The sequence below is a fragment of the Streptomyces sp. BB1-1-1 genome (assembly GCF_031597775.1).
In the GTDB taxonomy this organism is placed as follows: domain Bacteria; phylum Actinomycetota; class Actinomycetes; order Streptomycetales; family Streptomycetaceae; genus Streptomyces; species Streptomyces thinghirensis.
Genome location: NZ_CP134203.1, coordinates 4,675,001 through 4,688,950, shown reverse-complemented (window position 1 = coordinate 4,688,950; position 13,950 = coordinate 4,675,001). Strand labels below are relative to the sequence as shown.

General features: G+C 67.8%; 10 protein-coding genes and 2 rRNA genes (1 of these 12 running past the window's edge). 8 read left to right on the top strand and 4 right to left on the bottom strand.

Features of this window, described 5'->3' with window-relative positions; all coding sequences use genetic code 11:
* Window positions 1–60: 60 nt before the first annotated feature.
* Window positions 61–1,080: a bifunctional lytic transglycosylase/C40 family peptidase gene (locus RI578_RS21560; RefSeq protein ID WP_310872581.1), complete on the bottom strand. Its 1,020-nt coding sequence runs from the start codon at window positions 1,078–1,080 to the stop codon at window positions 61–63.
* A gap of 488 nt (window positions 1,081–1,568) precedes the next feature.
* Here RI578_RS21560 and RI578_RS21555 point away from each other — a divergent pair, with 488 nt between their 5' ends.
* The 6 genes from RI578_RS21555 (at window position 1,569) to RI578_RS21530 (ending at window position 8,697) form a co-directional block, all read left to right on the top strand.
* Window positions 1,569–1,877 (top strand): hypothetical protein, encoded by a 309-nt coding sequence (locus RI578_RS21555; protein ID WP_121747793.1) that lies wholly within the window; start codon window positions 1,569–1,571, stop codon window positions 1,875–1,877.
* Window positions 1,878–2,042: 165 nt separating this feature from the next.
* Window positions 2,043–2,855, top strand: coding sequence for a hypothetical protein (locus RI578_RS21550; protein WP_310872580.1), 813 nt, complete (start codon window positions 2,043–2,045; stop codon window positions 2,853–2,855).
* Window positions 2,845–4,194: a hypothetical protein gene (locus tag RI578_RS21545; protein ID WP_310872579.1), complete on the top strand. Its 1,350-nt coding sequence runs from the start codon at window positions 2,845–2,847 to the stop codon at window positions 4,192–4,194. Before RI578_RS21550 ends, RI578_RS21545 begins: the two co-directional genes overlap by 11 nt.
* The gene (locus RI578_RS21540; protein ID WP_310872578.1) at window positions 4,191–5,750 is read left to right on the top strand and encodes an SCO6880 family protein; all 1,560 of its coding nucleotides are present in this window, start codon (window positions 4,191–4,193) and stop codon (window positions 5,748–5,750) included. Before RI578_RS21545 ends, RI578_RS21540 begins: the two co-directional genes overlap by 4 nt.
* A gap of 12 nt (window positions 5,751–5,762) precedes the next feature.
* Window positions 5,763–7,175, top strand: a complete 1,413-nt coding sequence (locus RI578_RS21535; RefSeq protein ID WP_121747796.1) for an ATP-binding protein — start codon at window positions 5,763–5,765, stop codon at window positions 7,173–7,175.
* A gap of 22 nt (window positions 7,176–7,197) precedes the next feature.
* On the top strand, window positions 7,198–8,697 hold the full coding sequence (locus RI578_RS21530) for a type IV secretory system conjugative DNA transfer family protein (RefSeq protein ID WP_310872577.1): 1,500 nt from the start codon (window positions 7,198–7,200) through the stop codon (window positions 8,695–8,697).
* A gap of 19 nt (window positions 8,698–8,716) precedes the next feature.
* Here the strand turns inward: RI578_RS21530 and RI578_RS21525 are convergent, their stop codons facing one another.
* Window positions 8,717–9,277 (bottom strand): GNAT family N-acetyltransferase, encoded by a 561-nt coding sequence (locus RI578_RS21525; protein WP_310872576.1) that lies wholly within the window; start codon window positions 9,275–9,277, stop codon window positions 8,717–8,719.
* A gap of 95 nt (window positions 9,278–9,372) precedes the next feature.
* Here RI578_RS21525 and RI578_RS21520 point away from each other — a divergent pair, with 95 nt between their 5' ends.
* Both RI578_RS21520 and RI578_RS21515 read left to right on the top strand, forming a co-directional pair.
* Window positions 9,373–10,635, top strand: coding sequence for a histidine kinase (locus RI578_RS21520; RefSeq protein WP_310872575.1), 1,263 nt, complete (start codon window positions 9,373–9,375; stop codon window positions 10,633–10,635).
* Window positions 10,632–11,291 carry a response regulator transcription factor gene (locus RI578_RS21515; RefSeq protein ID WP_310872574.1) on the top strand — a complete coding sequence of 220 codons (660 nt, stop codon included), beginning with the start codon at window positions 10,632–10,634 and terminating at the stop codon, window positions 11,289–11,291. Before RI578_RS21520 ends, RI578_RS21515 begins: the two co-directional genes overlap by 4 nt.
* Window positions 11,292–11,351: 60 nt before the next feature.
* Here the strand turns inward: RI578_RS21515 and rrf are convergent.
* A 5S ribosomal RNA gene (rrf, locus tag RI578_RS21510) occupies window positions 11,352–11,468 on the bottom strand.
* A gap of 89 nt (window positions 11,469–11,557) precedes the next feature.
* Window positions 11,558–13,950: ribosomal RNA gene (locus tag RI578_RS21505) — 23S ribosomal RNA — on the bottom strand; it runs 728 nt beyond the window's last position.

Sequence of the window (13,950 nt, the reverse complement as noted above, 5' to 3'; positions counted from 1 at the left end):
AAGAGAAACACGTCGCCGCAGCTCAGGGCATGGATTCACGCTGCGTCCAAACCATGGCATTCACACCGTCGTGGGCAGCGCTTTCGCGCCATCCTCGGTCACCCGGGTGGCCCCGAAGTAATCAGGGGTGTCGATCGGGTCGAACCGGATCACAGCACCCGTCCGCGGCGCGTCGATCATGTATCCGCCGCCGACATAAATCCCCACATGCCGGATGGCCCGGGAGTTGGTGAGATCGTCCGAGAAGAACACCAGGTCGCCGGGCATCAACTCGTCCCGCGACGGATGCGGCCCCGCGTTGTACTGGTCGTTCGCGACCCGCGGCAGCTTGATCCCCACACTCTCGTACGCCGCCTTGGTCAGCCCCGAACAGTCGAACCGCCCACCCTGCTCAGGCGTCCCGTTCCCGCCCCACAGATAGAGCGTCCCGAGCTTCTTCTGCGCGTAGGCGATGGCCCCGGCGGCCTGCTCGGACGGATCGACCCGCGTCTCGGGGGCCGCGAAGCTCTTCTCCAGGGTCGTGATCACCTTGACGTAGTTCTGGGTCTCCTTGTAGGGCGGCACACCCTGGTACTTGATGACCGCGTAAGCCCCCGCGTTGTAGGAGGCCAGCATGTTCTCGGTCGGATCGCCGGGCACGTCCTTCACGTACGACGCGAGGGAGCAGTCGTAAGACGCCGCCGACGGGATGGCGTCCTTCGGGTCCCACACGTCCCGGTCGCCGTCCCCGTCCCCGTCGATCCCGTGGGTGGCCCACGTCCCGGGGATGAACTGCGCTATGCCCTGCGCCGCCGCGTGGCTCTGCGCCCTCGGGTTGAAGCCGCTCTCCTGGTAGAGCTGGGCGGCGAGCAGCGCGGGGTTGATGGCGGGGCAGAGATTGCCCCACTTCTGCACGAGCGGCTGGTACGCCGCGGGCACCGACCCCTTGGCGAGCTTCTTGGCTCCGCCGCCGGCGCCGCCCGCCAGGTTGCCGGCGACGAGGTAGACGCCCACGACGAGCAGCATCACGAAGCCCATCCCGCCCGCGACCGCGACACCGGCGCCGACCCACATCTTGCGCATGGCCCAACTCTCCCCCATGTCGGAGCCGTTCAATAACACTTTCCGGCCATGTCGACGCACAAGCACCCCGGCCGGCGCAGACCCAGGTCACCTTCACTCACGGGGACGACCCCGACTGCGCCGTCCGCGTCCACGGCACCGGCGGCCCCGGGCCGCCGTCACGACGGATCGTCAGAAGTGGGAAGCCTTCCCGCTCGACGTGCGGACGGGCGAGTCCGATCACTTCGCAGAAGGGCCCAACGACGCAACCACACGACAGGTTGCGCCCCAGCCTCATTGCCCGGCGTAACCGGACGTGATACACAGAGTGACCATACGACCTTTGCATACCGGTCCGCGCAACCCTGTTAGGGCCCGGCGCGGACCGGTGGCAAGCTATTCGTACGAAACCCGCCAATCAATGACGCCAAGTCGACATACGACGGCGCCATTGTCGGCGACAATGAGGCCTGACCTCTGCACGTCCGCAGAGGGTGCGGAACTACCCAACAGGGGCGGTGACTTACATGCTCTTTGCGGCCGACGAGGGAGACATCAACACCATCATCGGGGGGATCGCTCCGGACTGGGGCCCCTTCGGCAGCCTGGGCAACGAGGCCAAGATCATGATCGAGGTGGTGATGGCCGTCGCGATTCTGCTCTGCCTCGGCATCGCCATCTGGGGCGCCGCCAAGCAGCGCATCGGTGCCACCGCGCTCCGCGACACCTTCAGCGCGGAGCAGGGCAAGGGCCTCATCGTCGCGGGCCTGACGGGCGTGTTCATCATCGGCTCGCTCGGCACGCTCTTCACCATCGTGTACGGAATGGCCGTGTAGCCCGGCGCGCATCCGTTCCACCCCTCCACCCCACCCGCCCGTCGTGCCAACCGGCTGAGGTTGCGTTTCCCTGATGTCGAGTCACCACACCGCGCCCGCGCGGGAACCAGCACGGCTACCGTCGTACTTCTACGGCAGGCACGACGTCGAGGGGGCGTACGCGGCATGAGTCTCGGAGACGACCACCAGTCCTCCGGCGGTTACGGCGGCACGGGTCAGACACGGACACGGCTGCCCGACGGGGACGGCGACGGCTACGGCGGCCCCCGTCGCGGCGGCCGCTCGTCGTCCCGGAGCCTGGTCACCGTGGTCGGCGTCGTCGTCCTCCTCATCGCCGCGATCGCCTTCGCGAACCGTGGAGGAGACGATTCCGCATCCCCGGACGACACGGCCGCGGACAAGCCGAAGGCCTCGTCGACAGCGCCGTCCGGTACGCAGCCGGTGCAGGCGGGCTTCGCCCGGGACGAGCAGGGGGCACAGAGCGCGGCGGCGAACTATGCGGTGGCTCTGGGCTCGGCCGACATGTTCGACAAGGCCAAACGTGACTCGATCCTCCAGGCCATCATCGTTCCCTCCAGAGTGACGGACTTCGAGGCCACTCTGGACAAGGCATACAGCCCGGGCTTCAACAAGAACGTCGGACTGAACGAGGACGGCTCCACGCCGAAGGGCTACACCTTCGTGTCCCGTACGAGCCCGATCGGCACCAAGGTCACCGAGAACTCGGCCGACAAAGCGACCGTCGAAGTCTGGTGCAGCGGTCTCCTCGGGCTCGCGGGGCAGAACTCCACAGCCCCGGTCACGAACAGTTGGTTCACGATCACCATGAAGCTTGAGTGGGTCAATGGTGACTGGAAGATCGTGACGCACTCTCAGAAGGACGGCCCGGCGCCGATTCCCGGCGACGACAAGGCTTCCAGCGCGGACGAGATGGCGAAGGCCGTCCAGGAGTACGGAGGGTTCACGTATGCCCGCTAGCCGCCGCGTACTCGAGCTGACCGGCGTCGTCATGACCGTCCAGACGGCAGCGGTCCTCTTCGCCACCCGCGCCTTCGCCGCCCCCACTCCGTCGCCCACCCCGAGCGATGACCCCTGCGACCTGATCCACGGCCCCGCCAAGGACTACTGCGAACGAGGCGAAGGCGGCGGCTCCACCGGAGGTGGCGGTGGCGGGACCCTCGACTCCCCCACCTCCGCCCTCGACCCCCTCTCCTCCCTCGCCAAGGGCTGTGCCGACGCCGCCTCCTGGACCATCGACAAGCTCAGCGCCGCCGTCCAGGACACGGCGAACGTCGACTTCACGAACCCGACGTTCCTCCAGCAGTACGCCGTCGTCTTCGCGGCGTCGACGATCCTCACGCTGCTCCTGTGGCTCCTCGCGGTGGCGAAGCGTGCCGTGCGCGGCGTCCCCCTCACCACCGCGCTGTCCGAGGCCATCGGGTTCCTCTGGCTCACCGTCCTGGCGTCGGCCTTCACGCCGCTGATCCTGTACACGGTCGTATCGGCGACCGACGGCGTCACCGACGTACTCGCCAAGGCGACCGGCGAGCAGACGGACACCTTCTTCGGCACGTTCTCCGCCGCCCTGGAGAAGGGCGAGGACATCGGCGGCGGACCGATCATGCTGATCGTCGTCTCCCTGGTGTCGATCCTCGCCGCCGGCGTCCTCTGGCTGGAACTCGTCATCCGCGCCGCCCTGCTCTACGTCGGCGCCCTGCTCGGCACCGTCGTCTACGCCGGCCTGGTCGACAAGAACCTGTGGGGCCACGTCCGCCGCTGGGCCGGGATCATGATCGCGGTCATTCTCGTGAAGCCCGTCATCGTGATCGTGCTCGGGCTCGCCGGGGCGCTCTCCGCCGACGACGGGCCGGACGCCTTCTCGGCCGTCGTCTCCGGCCTCGCCATCATCCTGCTCGCCATCTTCGCGTCCGCGATGATCTACCGCTTCGTCCCCGGCTTCGGCGACGAGATCGCGAACGGCCGCAACAACCGCATCATGCAGGGCGCCGAAGGCAAGGCCGCAGCCGTGATCAGCTCCCCGGCGAACCTGGTCGCCCAGGGCATCAGGACCCACAGCACCCGCCACAACGGCGACAGCGGAGGCGGCGGTGGCGGCCAGTCCAGCTCCTCCTCCGCGTCCCGTCCCTCGAACCCCGCCTCCGGCGGAGTCGCCGCGCACAGCTCGCGCCCCTCGAACGGCGGCGGCGGAAATGTCCCCTCCGCCGCACCCGCACCACGCTCCGGCAGCCCGGTGAACACGCCCCACGCAAGCAACACCCGTAACAGCAAAAACAGCACAGGAGGTGACGGGCGTTGACGACCGAGTCCCACGTGTCCCATCCGGTCACGCCCCGCCGTACGTATCTGATCGGCCGCGCCCGGCCGAACGCGATCGTCGGCCGCAACCGCGAGACCGGTGAGATCGCGCTGATCGTCGTGGGCGCGTTCCTCGGCATGATGTGCGGGCTCCTCGTCCCCGTCCTGACCCTGCGCATCGTGCTGCTCGTCGGCTTCCCGATGCTCGCGCTGGCGGCCGTCTACGTGCCGTACAAGCACCGCACGTTCTACAAGTGGTTCGAGATCAACCGCAGCTACAAGCGGACGCTGCGCCGCGGCACCACCTACCGCTCCGGCGCCATCGAGGCCGGCACCCGGCTCGACGGACGGGAGATCGAGGTCGGCCCGCCGCCCGGCATCGGCCGCATCACCTGGCTGGCGGCGCCCTTCGGGCCGGACGAGATCGCCGTACTGCTGCACGCCGACCGCAAGATGGTGACGGCCGCGATCGAGATCGAGGGCCCCGGCGTCGGCCTGCGCGACTCCGAGGACCAGGAGGCCCTCGTCGACCGCTTCGGCACCCTGCTCAAGCACGTGGCCAACGGCGACGGCTTCGTCACCCGCATCCAGATGCTCGCCCGCACCCTCCCGGCCGACCCCGACGCGCATGCCAAGGACGTCGCCCAGCGCGGCGACGACAAGGCGCTGCCGTGGCTGCAGCAGTCGTACGACCAGCTCCAGTCCATGGTGTCCACCAGCAGCGAGCAGCACCGCGCCTACCTCATCGCCTGCATGCACTACAACCGCGAACTGGCCGCCGAGGCCCACGCGATGGCCCGTGCCGCCCGCCCGCAGAACGGGCGCAAGCTGGACCGGGACGCGGGACTGGCGGTCGTCATGGCGCGCGAGCTGACCGACATCTGCTCGCGCCTCCAGGAAGCCGACATCCGCGTACGCCAGCCGCTGGGGCAGGGCCGGCTCGCCTCCCTGATCCACGCCATGTACGACCCGGACCACCCCATCGACCACATCCAGGCGATGACCAAGCGCAACGCCTGGCCGGCCGAGCTGGACGCCATGGAGCCCACCTACCTCCAGGCCAAGACCCGCGAGTCCTCCACCCGCGCCCCCTGGTGCCACGCCACCGCCTGGGTCAAGGAGTGGCCGATGACCCCGGTCGGCGTGAACTTCCTCGCGCCGCTCCTCGTCCACACCCCGGACGTCATCCGCACCGTCGCCGTGACGATGGACCTCGAACCCACCGAGGTCGCCATCGAACGCATGCTGACGGAGAAGACGAACGACGAGGCCGAGGCCTCCCGCGCCGCCAAGATGAACCGCACCGTCGACCCGCGCGACATCGCCGCCCACGGCCGCCTGGACCAGCGGGGCGAGGACCTCGCCAGCGGCGCGGCCGGCGTCAACCTGGTCGGCTACATCACGGTCTCCTCCCGCTCCCCCGAGGCACTGGCCCGTGACAAGCGGACGATAAGGGCCTCGGCCGGAAAGTCGTACCTGAAACTGGAGTGGTGCGACCGTGAGCACCATCGCGCCTTCGTGAACACACTTCCGTTCGCCACCGGCATCCGAAGGTAGGGGCTGAGCCTGATGCGGGACCCGCTGACCGTCCTCACCGAAGCCTTCACGTCCTTCCTCTTCGGGAAGGTGGAGACGACCCGCCTCCCCGTCCGCACCTCCACGGGCCAGGCGCAGGCCGTCTACCTGCCGACCGCGGCGCCCGGCCTCGGCGACTCCGGCGTGATCATCGGCCGCGAGGTCTACTCCGGCAAGGGCTACATCTACGACCCCTTCCAGCTGTACGGCCAGCAGCTCCCCGCCCCGCACTGGCTGGTGCTCGGGGAGTCCGGCAACGGCAAGTCGGCGCTGGAGAAGACGTACGTCCTGCGCCAACTCCGCTTCCGCGACCGCCAGGTCGTCGTCCTGGACGCCCAGGGCGAGGACGGGGCCGGTGAATGGAACCTCATCGCGCAGCAGCTGGGTATAACTCCGATCCGGCTGGACCCGATGGCGGCACTCGACCAGGGCATCCGGCTCAACCCCCTCGATCCGGCGATCACCACGACCGGACAGCTGGCCCTGCTCCGCACGATCATCGAGGTCGCGATGGGGCACGGCCTGGACGAGCGCTCCGGCTTCGCGCTCAAGGTCGCGCACGCCTACGTCAACGAGACCATCGTCCAGCGCCAGCCGGTCCTCACCGACATCGTCGAGCAGCTCCGCCACCCCGAGCCGGAGTCCGCCGAGGCGATGAACGTCGCCATAGACGACGTACGGGCCTGGGGCCTGGACGTGGCACTCGTCCTCGACCGTCTCGTCGACGGTGACCTGCGCGGCATGTTCGACGGCCCGACGACGGTCGGCATCGACCTCGACGCGCCCCTCATCGTCTTCGACCTCTCCCACATCGACCGCAACTCCATCGCCATGCCGATCCTCATGGCCATCGTGGGCGTCTGGCTGGAGCACACCTGGATCCGTCCCGACCGGAAGAAGCGCATCTTCCTGGTCGAGGAGGCCTGGCACATCATCAACAGCCCCTTCGTGGCACAGCTGTTCCAGCGGCTGCTGAAGTTCGGGCGACGGCTGGGCCTGTCGTTCGTGGCGGTGGTGCACCACCTGTCGGACGTCGTCGACGGGGCGGCGGCCAGAGAGGCGGCGGCCATCCTGAAAATGGCCTCCACCCGGACCATCTACGCCCAGAAGGCCGACGAGGCGCGGGCCACGGGGCGCGTACTGGGCCTGCCCCGCTGGGCCGTGGAGATCATCCCCTCCCTCACCCCCGGCATCGCGGTGTGGGACGTCAACGGCAACGTCCAGGTGGTCAAGCACCTGATCACCGAGACCGAACGCCCCCTGGTCTTCACCGACCGCGCGATGACCGAGTCGTCCGCCGACTTCAACGACGACGCCCTGCGCGCCGCCGAACTGGAGGCGGAGGAAAGGGCGGCGGCCTTCATGGAACAGCACATCGGCGACTCGTCCGAATCGACGGTGGCGTAGGAAGACGGGAGGGACCGGACGCATGAGACCGGACGGACCGGACGACCACCGCGGCCGGCGGCCGGCCCAGCAGGGCGGCATCCCCGACGGCCTGCTCCTCGGCATACTCGCCTTCCTCCTCGGCATGACCCTGCTGGTGTGGACGGCGACCGGCCTGTCCGCGCTCTTCGCCCACGGCTCCTGGCCCTCCGGCGTCACCTTCACCGGCACCCCCCTGGCCATGCGCCACCTGATCTCCGAGCCCCACGACATCCCCGGCGCCTGGCCGGACACCCCCGAGACGGCGCTCTCCGGGTACGGGCTGTTCTGGGGGCTGTTCATCGGCCAGATGATGGTGCTGGTCGTCCTGACGGTGTTCGTGATGGGAACGGTCGCCCGCTGGCGCGCGGTACGGCAGCAGGGGCGACGCGTGAAGGCGACGGCGGCGCCCGTGCCGGAGCCGGAGCCGACGCGGGAGCAAGTGGAGCGAGTGCCGGACCCGGAGCCGGTGCACGAGGTACCGGTCCCCAGGGCGCCGGAGCAGACGGTCGCGGAGGCCGAGCCCCTCACTGCTGTGGCCGACGGCAAACGCGTGGGTGGGTGGGAAACGAACCGCGTCGAGGGCGCGGTGCACTACGGCCCGCCGGACACCCGCCGCTCGGCCGCCACCGAGACCCTGCGGGACGCGGAGGGCCCCGCCCTGGTCATCACCTCGAACCCGGCCCTCTGGGCGGACACCAAGGACGCCCGGGCGAAACTCGGCCCCGCCCACCTCTACGACCCGAACCACCTCTGCGACACCCCGGACCGACTCCACTGGTCCCCCACCGCCGGCTGCGAGGACAGGCAGACGGCCACCACCAGAGCGGCCGCCCTCCTCACCCCGGTCCGCCCCACCGCCCGGCTCGACCAGGCGGTCGGTGACACCGCGGAACTCCTGCTGCGCAGCTACCTGCACGCCGCCGCCGTCGACGGCCGCACCGTCCGCCACGTCCACCGCTGGTCCCAGGGCCTCCAGGTCCAGGACGCCGTACGCATCCTCCGTACCAACCCCAAAGCGGCGCCCGGCTCCGCGGGCGAACTCGAAGGTGCCCTCACCGGCTACCCCGAACGCCGGGACATGGCCCAGCAACTGACCACCCGTGCGCTGGCCACCCTCTCGACGGTCAACATCCGCGAGGCGTGCACTCCCAACCGAAATGATGCCCTCGCCTTGGATTCCTTCATCCACGAACAGGGAACCCTTTACGTGGTGGGTGAATCCATCGAAGACCCCCGGACGAGCCCGGGCGCGATGCCGCTGCTGACGGCGCTCGTCTCAAGCGTGGTCGAGCGCGGCCGGCGCATGGCCGAACGGTCATCCTCCGGTCGCCTCGACCCACCACTGACGCTCGTCCTGGACGACGTCGCGGCCGTGGCGCCCCTTCCCCAGCTCCCCGAGCTGCTGGCCACCGGCGCGGACCGGGGCATGCCGACCCTGGCCCTGCTCCGGTCCCGCGAACAGGGCCGGGCCCGCTGGCCCCACGACGAGCTTCCGGTGTAGCGGCGCCCCCGGCATCGCCTCAGCGCTCGAGCACGAACTCCAGCTCGTAGTCACCGGGCCCGCCCACCAGCGGGACCGTCCGCCCGCTCGGCGCGAACCCCGCCTTCCGGTAGGCGCCCTGCGCCCGCTCGTTGTCCGGATGCACGATGAGCCGCACCCGCTCCAGGCCGCTCGCCCACGCCCACTCCAGCCCGGCGTCGAACAGCGCCTTGGTCAGCCCGCTGCCCCGCCACTCGGGCCGCACGAAGACACCGACCACGTGCCCCTGCCGCCGATCCACGGAGAACCCGGCCCAGTCCGTCGTCCCGGCCTCCTCCACCAGCACGGTCAACGTGCCTAGCCACATCCCCCCGGGCACCTCCGCGACGATCTGCCGCGCCCCGGACGCGCCCTCCGCGGCTCCGGCCGCCCGCTCCTGCCAGAAGGAGACCGGCCGGGCAGCGGCGACGTCGTACGTCTCCAGGTAGGCGAGGTGCGCGAGCGGATCCCGCAGCGCGCGCAGCCGCAGCTCCTTCAGGGCGGGCCATTCGTCGGCGCGTATGGAGCGGATCACGTAGTCACCGGGGGCCGTGGCACTCATGCGGGCCACCGTAATACCCGGGTACTACGCCCCTCACCTGATATACGGCCTCCGGGCGGACGCCCCCTCGCGCGCCGGGCCGCGATCATGGTCGGATGGACCCCGTGAAGCCCGTGCCGGAAGACCGAGCGGCCGAACCCCTCACCGAGTACGTCCAGCGCGTCAGCCGGCGGGTCCGCGCCTTCGACCGTCGCCGTCCCCTCGTGTGGGACCTGCACCTCACCGGTCTCTGGGTGCTGGCCGCCCTGATCGACGCCTCCGGCGGCTGGCGCAACGTCGCCCACGATCCCGACGTTCCCATCGGCCTCGTCCTCGCGCTCAGCCTCGCCCTCTCGGTCCCCCTCCTGTGGCGCCGCAGCCACCCCCAGGCCGCCCTGCTCGTCACGCTGCCCGCGGCCCTGGTGAACGCCTGGTCGGGCGCCGCCCTCCAAGCGGCCCTGCTCCAACTGCTCCTCGTCCACCACATCGCCCTGCGCCTGCCGCTGCGCAACCTCTGGTGGGCGGTGCTCGTGGTGATCGCCCCGACCTGTGTCACGGTCGCCCGCTACGGGGACAGCGCCGGCTCCTGGAACCAGCAGGTCGGCTCGCAGATCCTCTCCGTCGGCGTGGCAACCCTCATCGGCATCACCGTCCGCACCCGGCGGGACTACACCGAGGCCCTGGAGGACCGCGCCCGCCGCCTGGAAACAGAACGCGACCAGCAGGGCCGCCTCGCCGCCGCCGCCGAACGCGCCCGCATAGCCCGGGAGATGCACGACATCATCGGCCACAACCTCTCCGTCATCACCGGCCTCGCCGACGGCGGTCGCTACGCCGCCGCCAGATCGCCCGAACGCGCCGCCCAGGCCCTCGACGCCATCGCCACCACCAGCCGCCAGGCCCTGGGCGAGCTACGCCGCCTCCTCGACGTCCTCCGCGAAGAGGAGCAGCACGGCACCCAGGCTGCCGAGCTGGCCCCGCAGCCCTCCCTCACCGACCTCGACCAGCTCCTCGACGGCGTCCGCAGGGCCGGTCTCCCCGTCCGCACGACCGTCCAGGGCCGGGCCACTCTCCCCGAGGGCCGCCAGCTCACGGTCTACCGCGTCATCCAGGAAGCCCTCACCAACACCCTCAAGCACGCCGGCCCCGACGCCACCGCACACATCGACCTCTCCTACGAGACCGGCGGCGCCGTCGCCCTCACCGTCACCGACACCGGCCGCGGCGGACCGGCCCCCGCCCCCTCCGACGGCCGCGGCCTGCCCGGCATGCGCGAGCGAACGTCCCTGTACGGCGGCACACTTGAGGCCGGCCCGCGGCCACGCCCCGAGCGGGGCTGGCGCGTCCACCTGCACCTACCGGAGGAATCCCCGCAGTGACCACCGTCCTCATCGCCGACGACCAGCCGCTCCAGCGCTTCGGCTTCCGGATGCTCCTGGAGAGCCAGGACGACATGACGGTCGTGGGCGAGGCGGCCAACGGCGCCGAAGCCGCCCGTATGACGGCCGAACTCCGCCCCGATGTGGTCCTCATGGACGTCCGCATGCCCGGCGTGGACGGTATCGAGGCGACCCGCCGCATCGTCGCGGGCGGCGGCCGCACCCGGGTCCTGATCCTCACGACCTTCGACCTCGACGAGTACGCCTACTCCGGGCTGCGCGCCGGCGCCTCCGGTTTCCTCGTCAAGGATGCCCAGCCGGAGGAGCTGCTCTCCGGCATCCGTGCCGTGGCCACGGGCGACGCGGTGGTGGCCCCCAGCCTGACTCGTCGTCTGCTCGACGCGTACGTCCACCATCTGCCGGCCGCCACCGCCCCGGACGCCTCTCCCGATCCGCGCCTGACCGCTCTCACCGACCGCGAGACCGAGATCCTGCGGGTGATAGGTCAGGGCTGGACCAACACGGAGATAGCGGAGCGTCTCCACCTCGCCGAGTCCACGGTCAAGACCCATGTGGGCCGCATCCTGTCCAAGACCGGCTCGCGCGACCGTGTCCAGGCGGTCATCCTGGCGTACGACACGAAATTGGTGGGGTGAACGGCGGTAAACGCAGAAAACCCCGCACCGTTCCCGGTACGGGGTTTCCTCGCAATGATTGTTCGGCGGCGTCCTACTCTCCCACAGGGTCCCCCCTGCAGTACCATCGGCGCTGTAAGGCTTAGCTTCCGGGTTCGAAATGTAACCGGGCGTTTCCCCTACGCTATGACCACCGAAACACTATGAAACAGACAACCAGCACACCCCCGTGGCACAGGGGCGGGTTGTTCGTGGTTTCAGAACCAACACAGTGGACGCGAGCAACTGAGGACAAGCCCTCGGCCTATTAGTACCGGTCACCTCCACACCTTGCGGTGCTTCCAGATCCGGCCTATCAACCCAGTCGTCTACTGGGAGCCTTAACCCCTCAAGGGGGTGGGAGTCCTCATCTCGAAGCAGGCTTCCCGCTTAGATGCTTTCAGCGGTTATCCCTCCCGAACGTAGCCAACCAGCCATGCCCTTGGCAGGACAACTGGCACACCAGAGGTTCGTCCGTCCCGGTCCTCTCGTACTAGGGACAGCCCTTCTCAAGACTCCTACGCGCACAGCGGATAGGGACCGAACTGTCTCACGACGTTCTAAACCCAGCTCGCGTACCGCTTTAATGGGCGAACAGCCCAACCCTTGGGACCGACTCCAGCCCCAGGATGCGACGAGCCGACATCGAGGTGCCAAACCATCCCGTCGATATGGACTCTTGGGGAAGATCAGCCTGTTATCCCCGGGGTACCTTTTATCCGTTGAGCGACGGCGCTTCCACAAGCCACCGCCGGATCACTAGTCCCGACTTTCGTCCCTGCTCGACCCGTCGGTCTCACAGTCAAGCTCCCTTGTGCACTTACACTCAACACCTGATTGCCAACCAGGCTGAGGGAACCTTTGGGCGCCTCCGTTACTCTTTAGGAGGCAACCGCCCCAGTTAAACTACCCATCAGACACTGTCCCTGATCCGGATCACGGACCCAGGTTAGACATCCAGCACGACCAGACTGGTATTTCAACGACGACTCCCCCTGAACTGGCGTCCAGAGTTCACAGTCTCCCAGCTATCCTACACAAGCCGAACCGAACACCAATATCAAACTGTAGTAAAGGTCCCGGGGTCTTTCCGTCCTGCTGCGCGAAACGAGCATCTTTACTCGTAGTGCAATTTCACCGGGCCTATGGTTGAGACAGTCGAGAAGTCGTTACGCCATTCGTGCAGGTCGGAACTTACCCGACAAGGAATTTCGCTACCTTAGGATGGTTATAGTTACCACCGCCGTTTACTGGCGCTTAAGTTCTCAGCTTCGCCCCACCGAAATGGAGCTAACCGGTCCCCTTAACGTTCCAGCACCGGGCAGGCGTCAGTCCGTATACATCGCCTTACGGCTTCGCACGGACCTGTGTTTTTAGTAAACAGTCGCTTCTCGCTGGTCTCTGCGGCCACCCCCAGCTCAGACAGTAAATGTCATCACCAGGAATGGCCCCCCTTCTCCCGAAGTTACGGGGGCATTTTGCCGAGTTCCTTAACCATAGTTCACCCGAACGCCTCGGTATTCTCTACCTGACCACCTGAGTCGGTTTAGGGTACGGGCCGCCATGAAACTCGCTAGAGGCTTTTCTCGACAGCATAGGATCATCCACTTCACCACAATCGGCTCGGCATCAGGTCTCAGCCACAAGTGCGACGGATTTACCTATCGCACGGCCTACACCCTTACCCCGGGACAACCACCGCCCGGGATGGACTACCTTCCTGCGTCACCCCATCACTCACCTACTAACCGCTTGGTCCGGCGGCTCCACCACTTTCCTTTCCCCGAAGGGTCCGGAACGGCTTCACGGCCTTAGCATCACGATGCTCGATGTTTGACGCTTCACAGCGGGTACCGGAATATCAACCGGTTATCCATCGACTACGCCTGTCGGCCTCGCCTTAGGTCCCGACTTACCCTGGGCAGATCAGCTTGACCCAGGAACCCTTAGTCAATCGGCGCAAACGTTTCTCACGTTTGTATCGCTACTCATGCCTGCATTCTCACTCGTGAACCGTCCACAACTCGCTTCCGCGGCTGCTTCACCCGGCACACGACGCTCCCCTACCCATCACAGCCGGCGTTGGCCGTATTGCTGCAATGACACGACTTCGGCGGTACGCTTGAGCCCCGCTACATTGTCGGCGCGGAATCACTAGACCAGTGAGCTATTACGCACTCTTTCAAGGGTGGCTGCTTCTAAGCCAACCTCCTGGTTGTCTGTGCGACTCCACATCCTTTCCCACTTAGCGTACGCTTAGGGGCCTTAGTCGATGCTCTGGGCTGTTTCCCTCTCGACCATGGAGCTTATCCCCCACAGTCTCACTGCCGCGCTCTCACTTACCGGCATTCGGAGTTTGGCTAAGGTCAGTAACCCGGTAGGGCCCATCGCCTATCCAGTGCTCTACCTCCGGCAAGAAACACACGACGCTGCACCTAAATGCATTTCGGGGAGAACCAGCTATCACGGAGTTTGATTGGCCTTTCACCCCTAACCACAGGTCATCCCCCAGGTTTTCAACCCTGGTGGGTTCGGTCCTCCACGAAGTCTTACCTCCGCTTCAACCTGCCCATGGCTAGATCACTCCGCTTCGGGTCTTGAGCGTGCTACTAAAATCGCCCTGTTCGGACTCGCTTTCGCT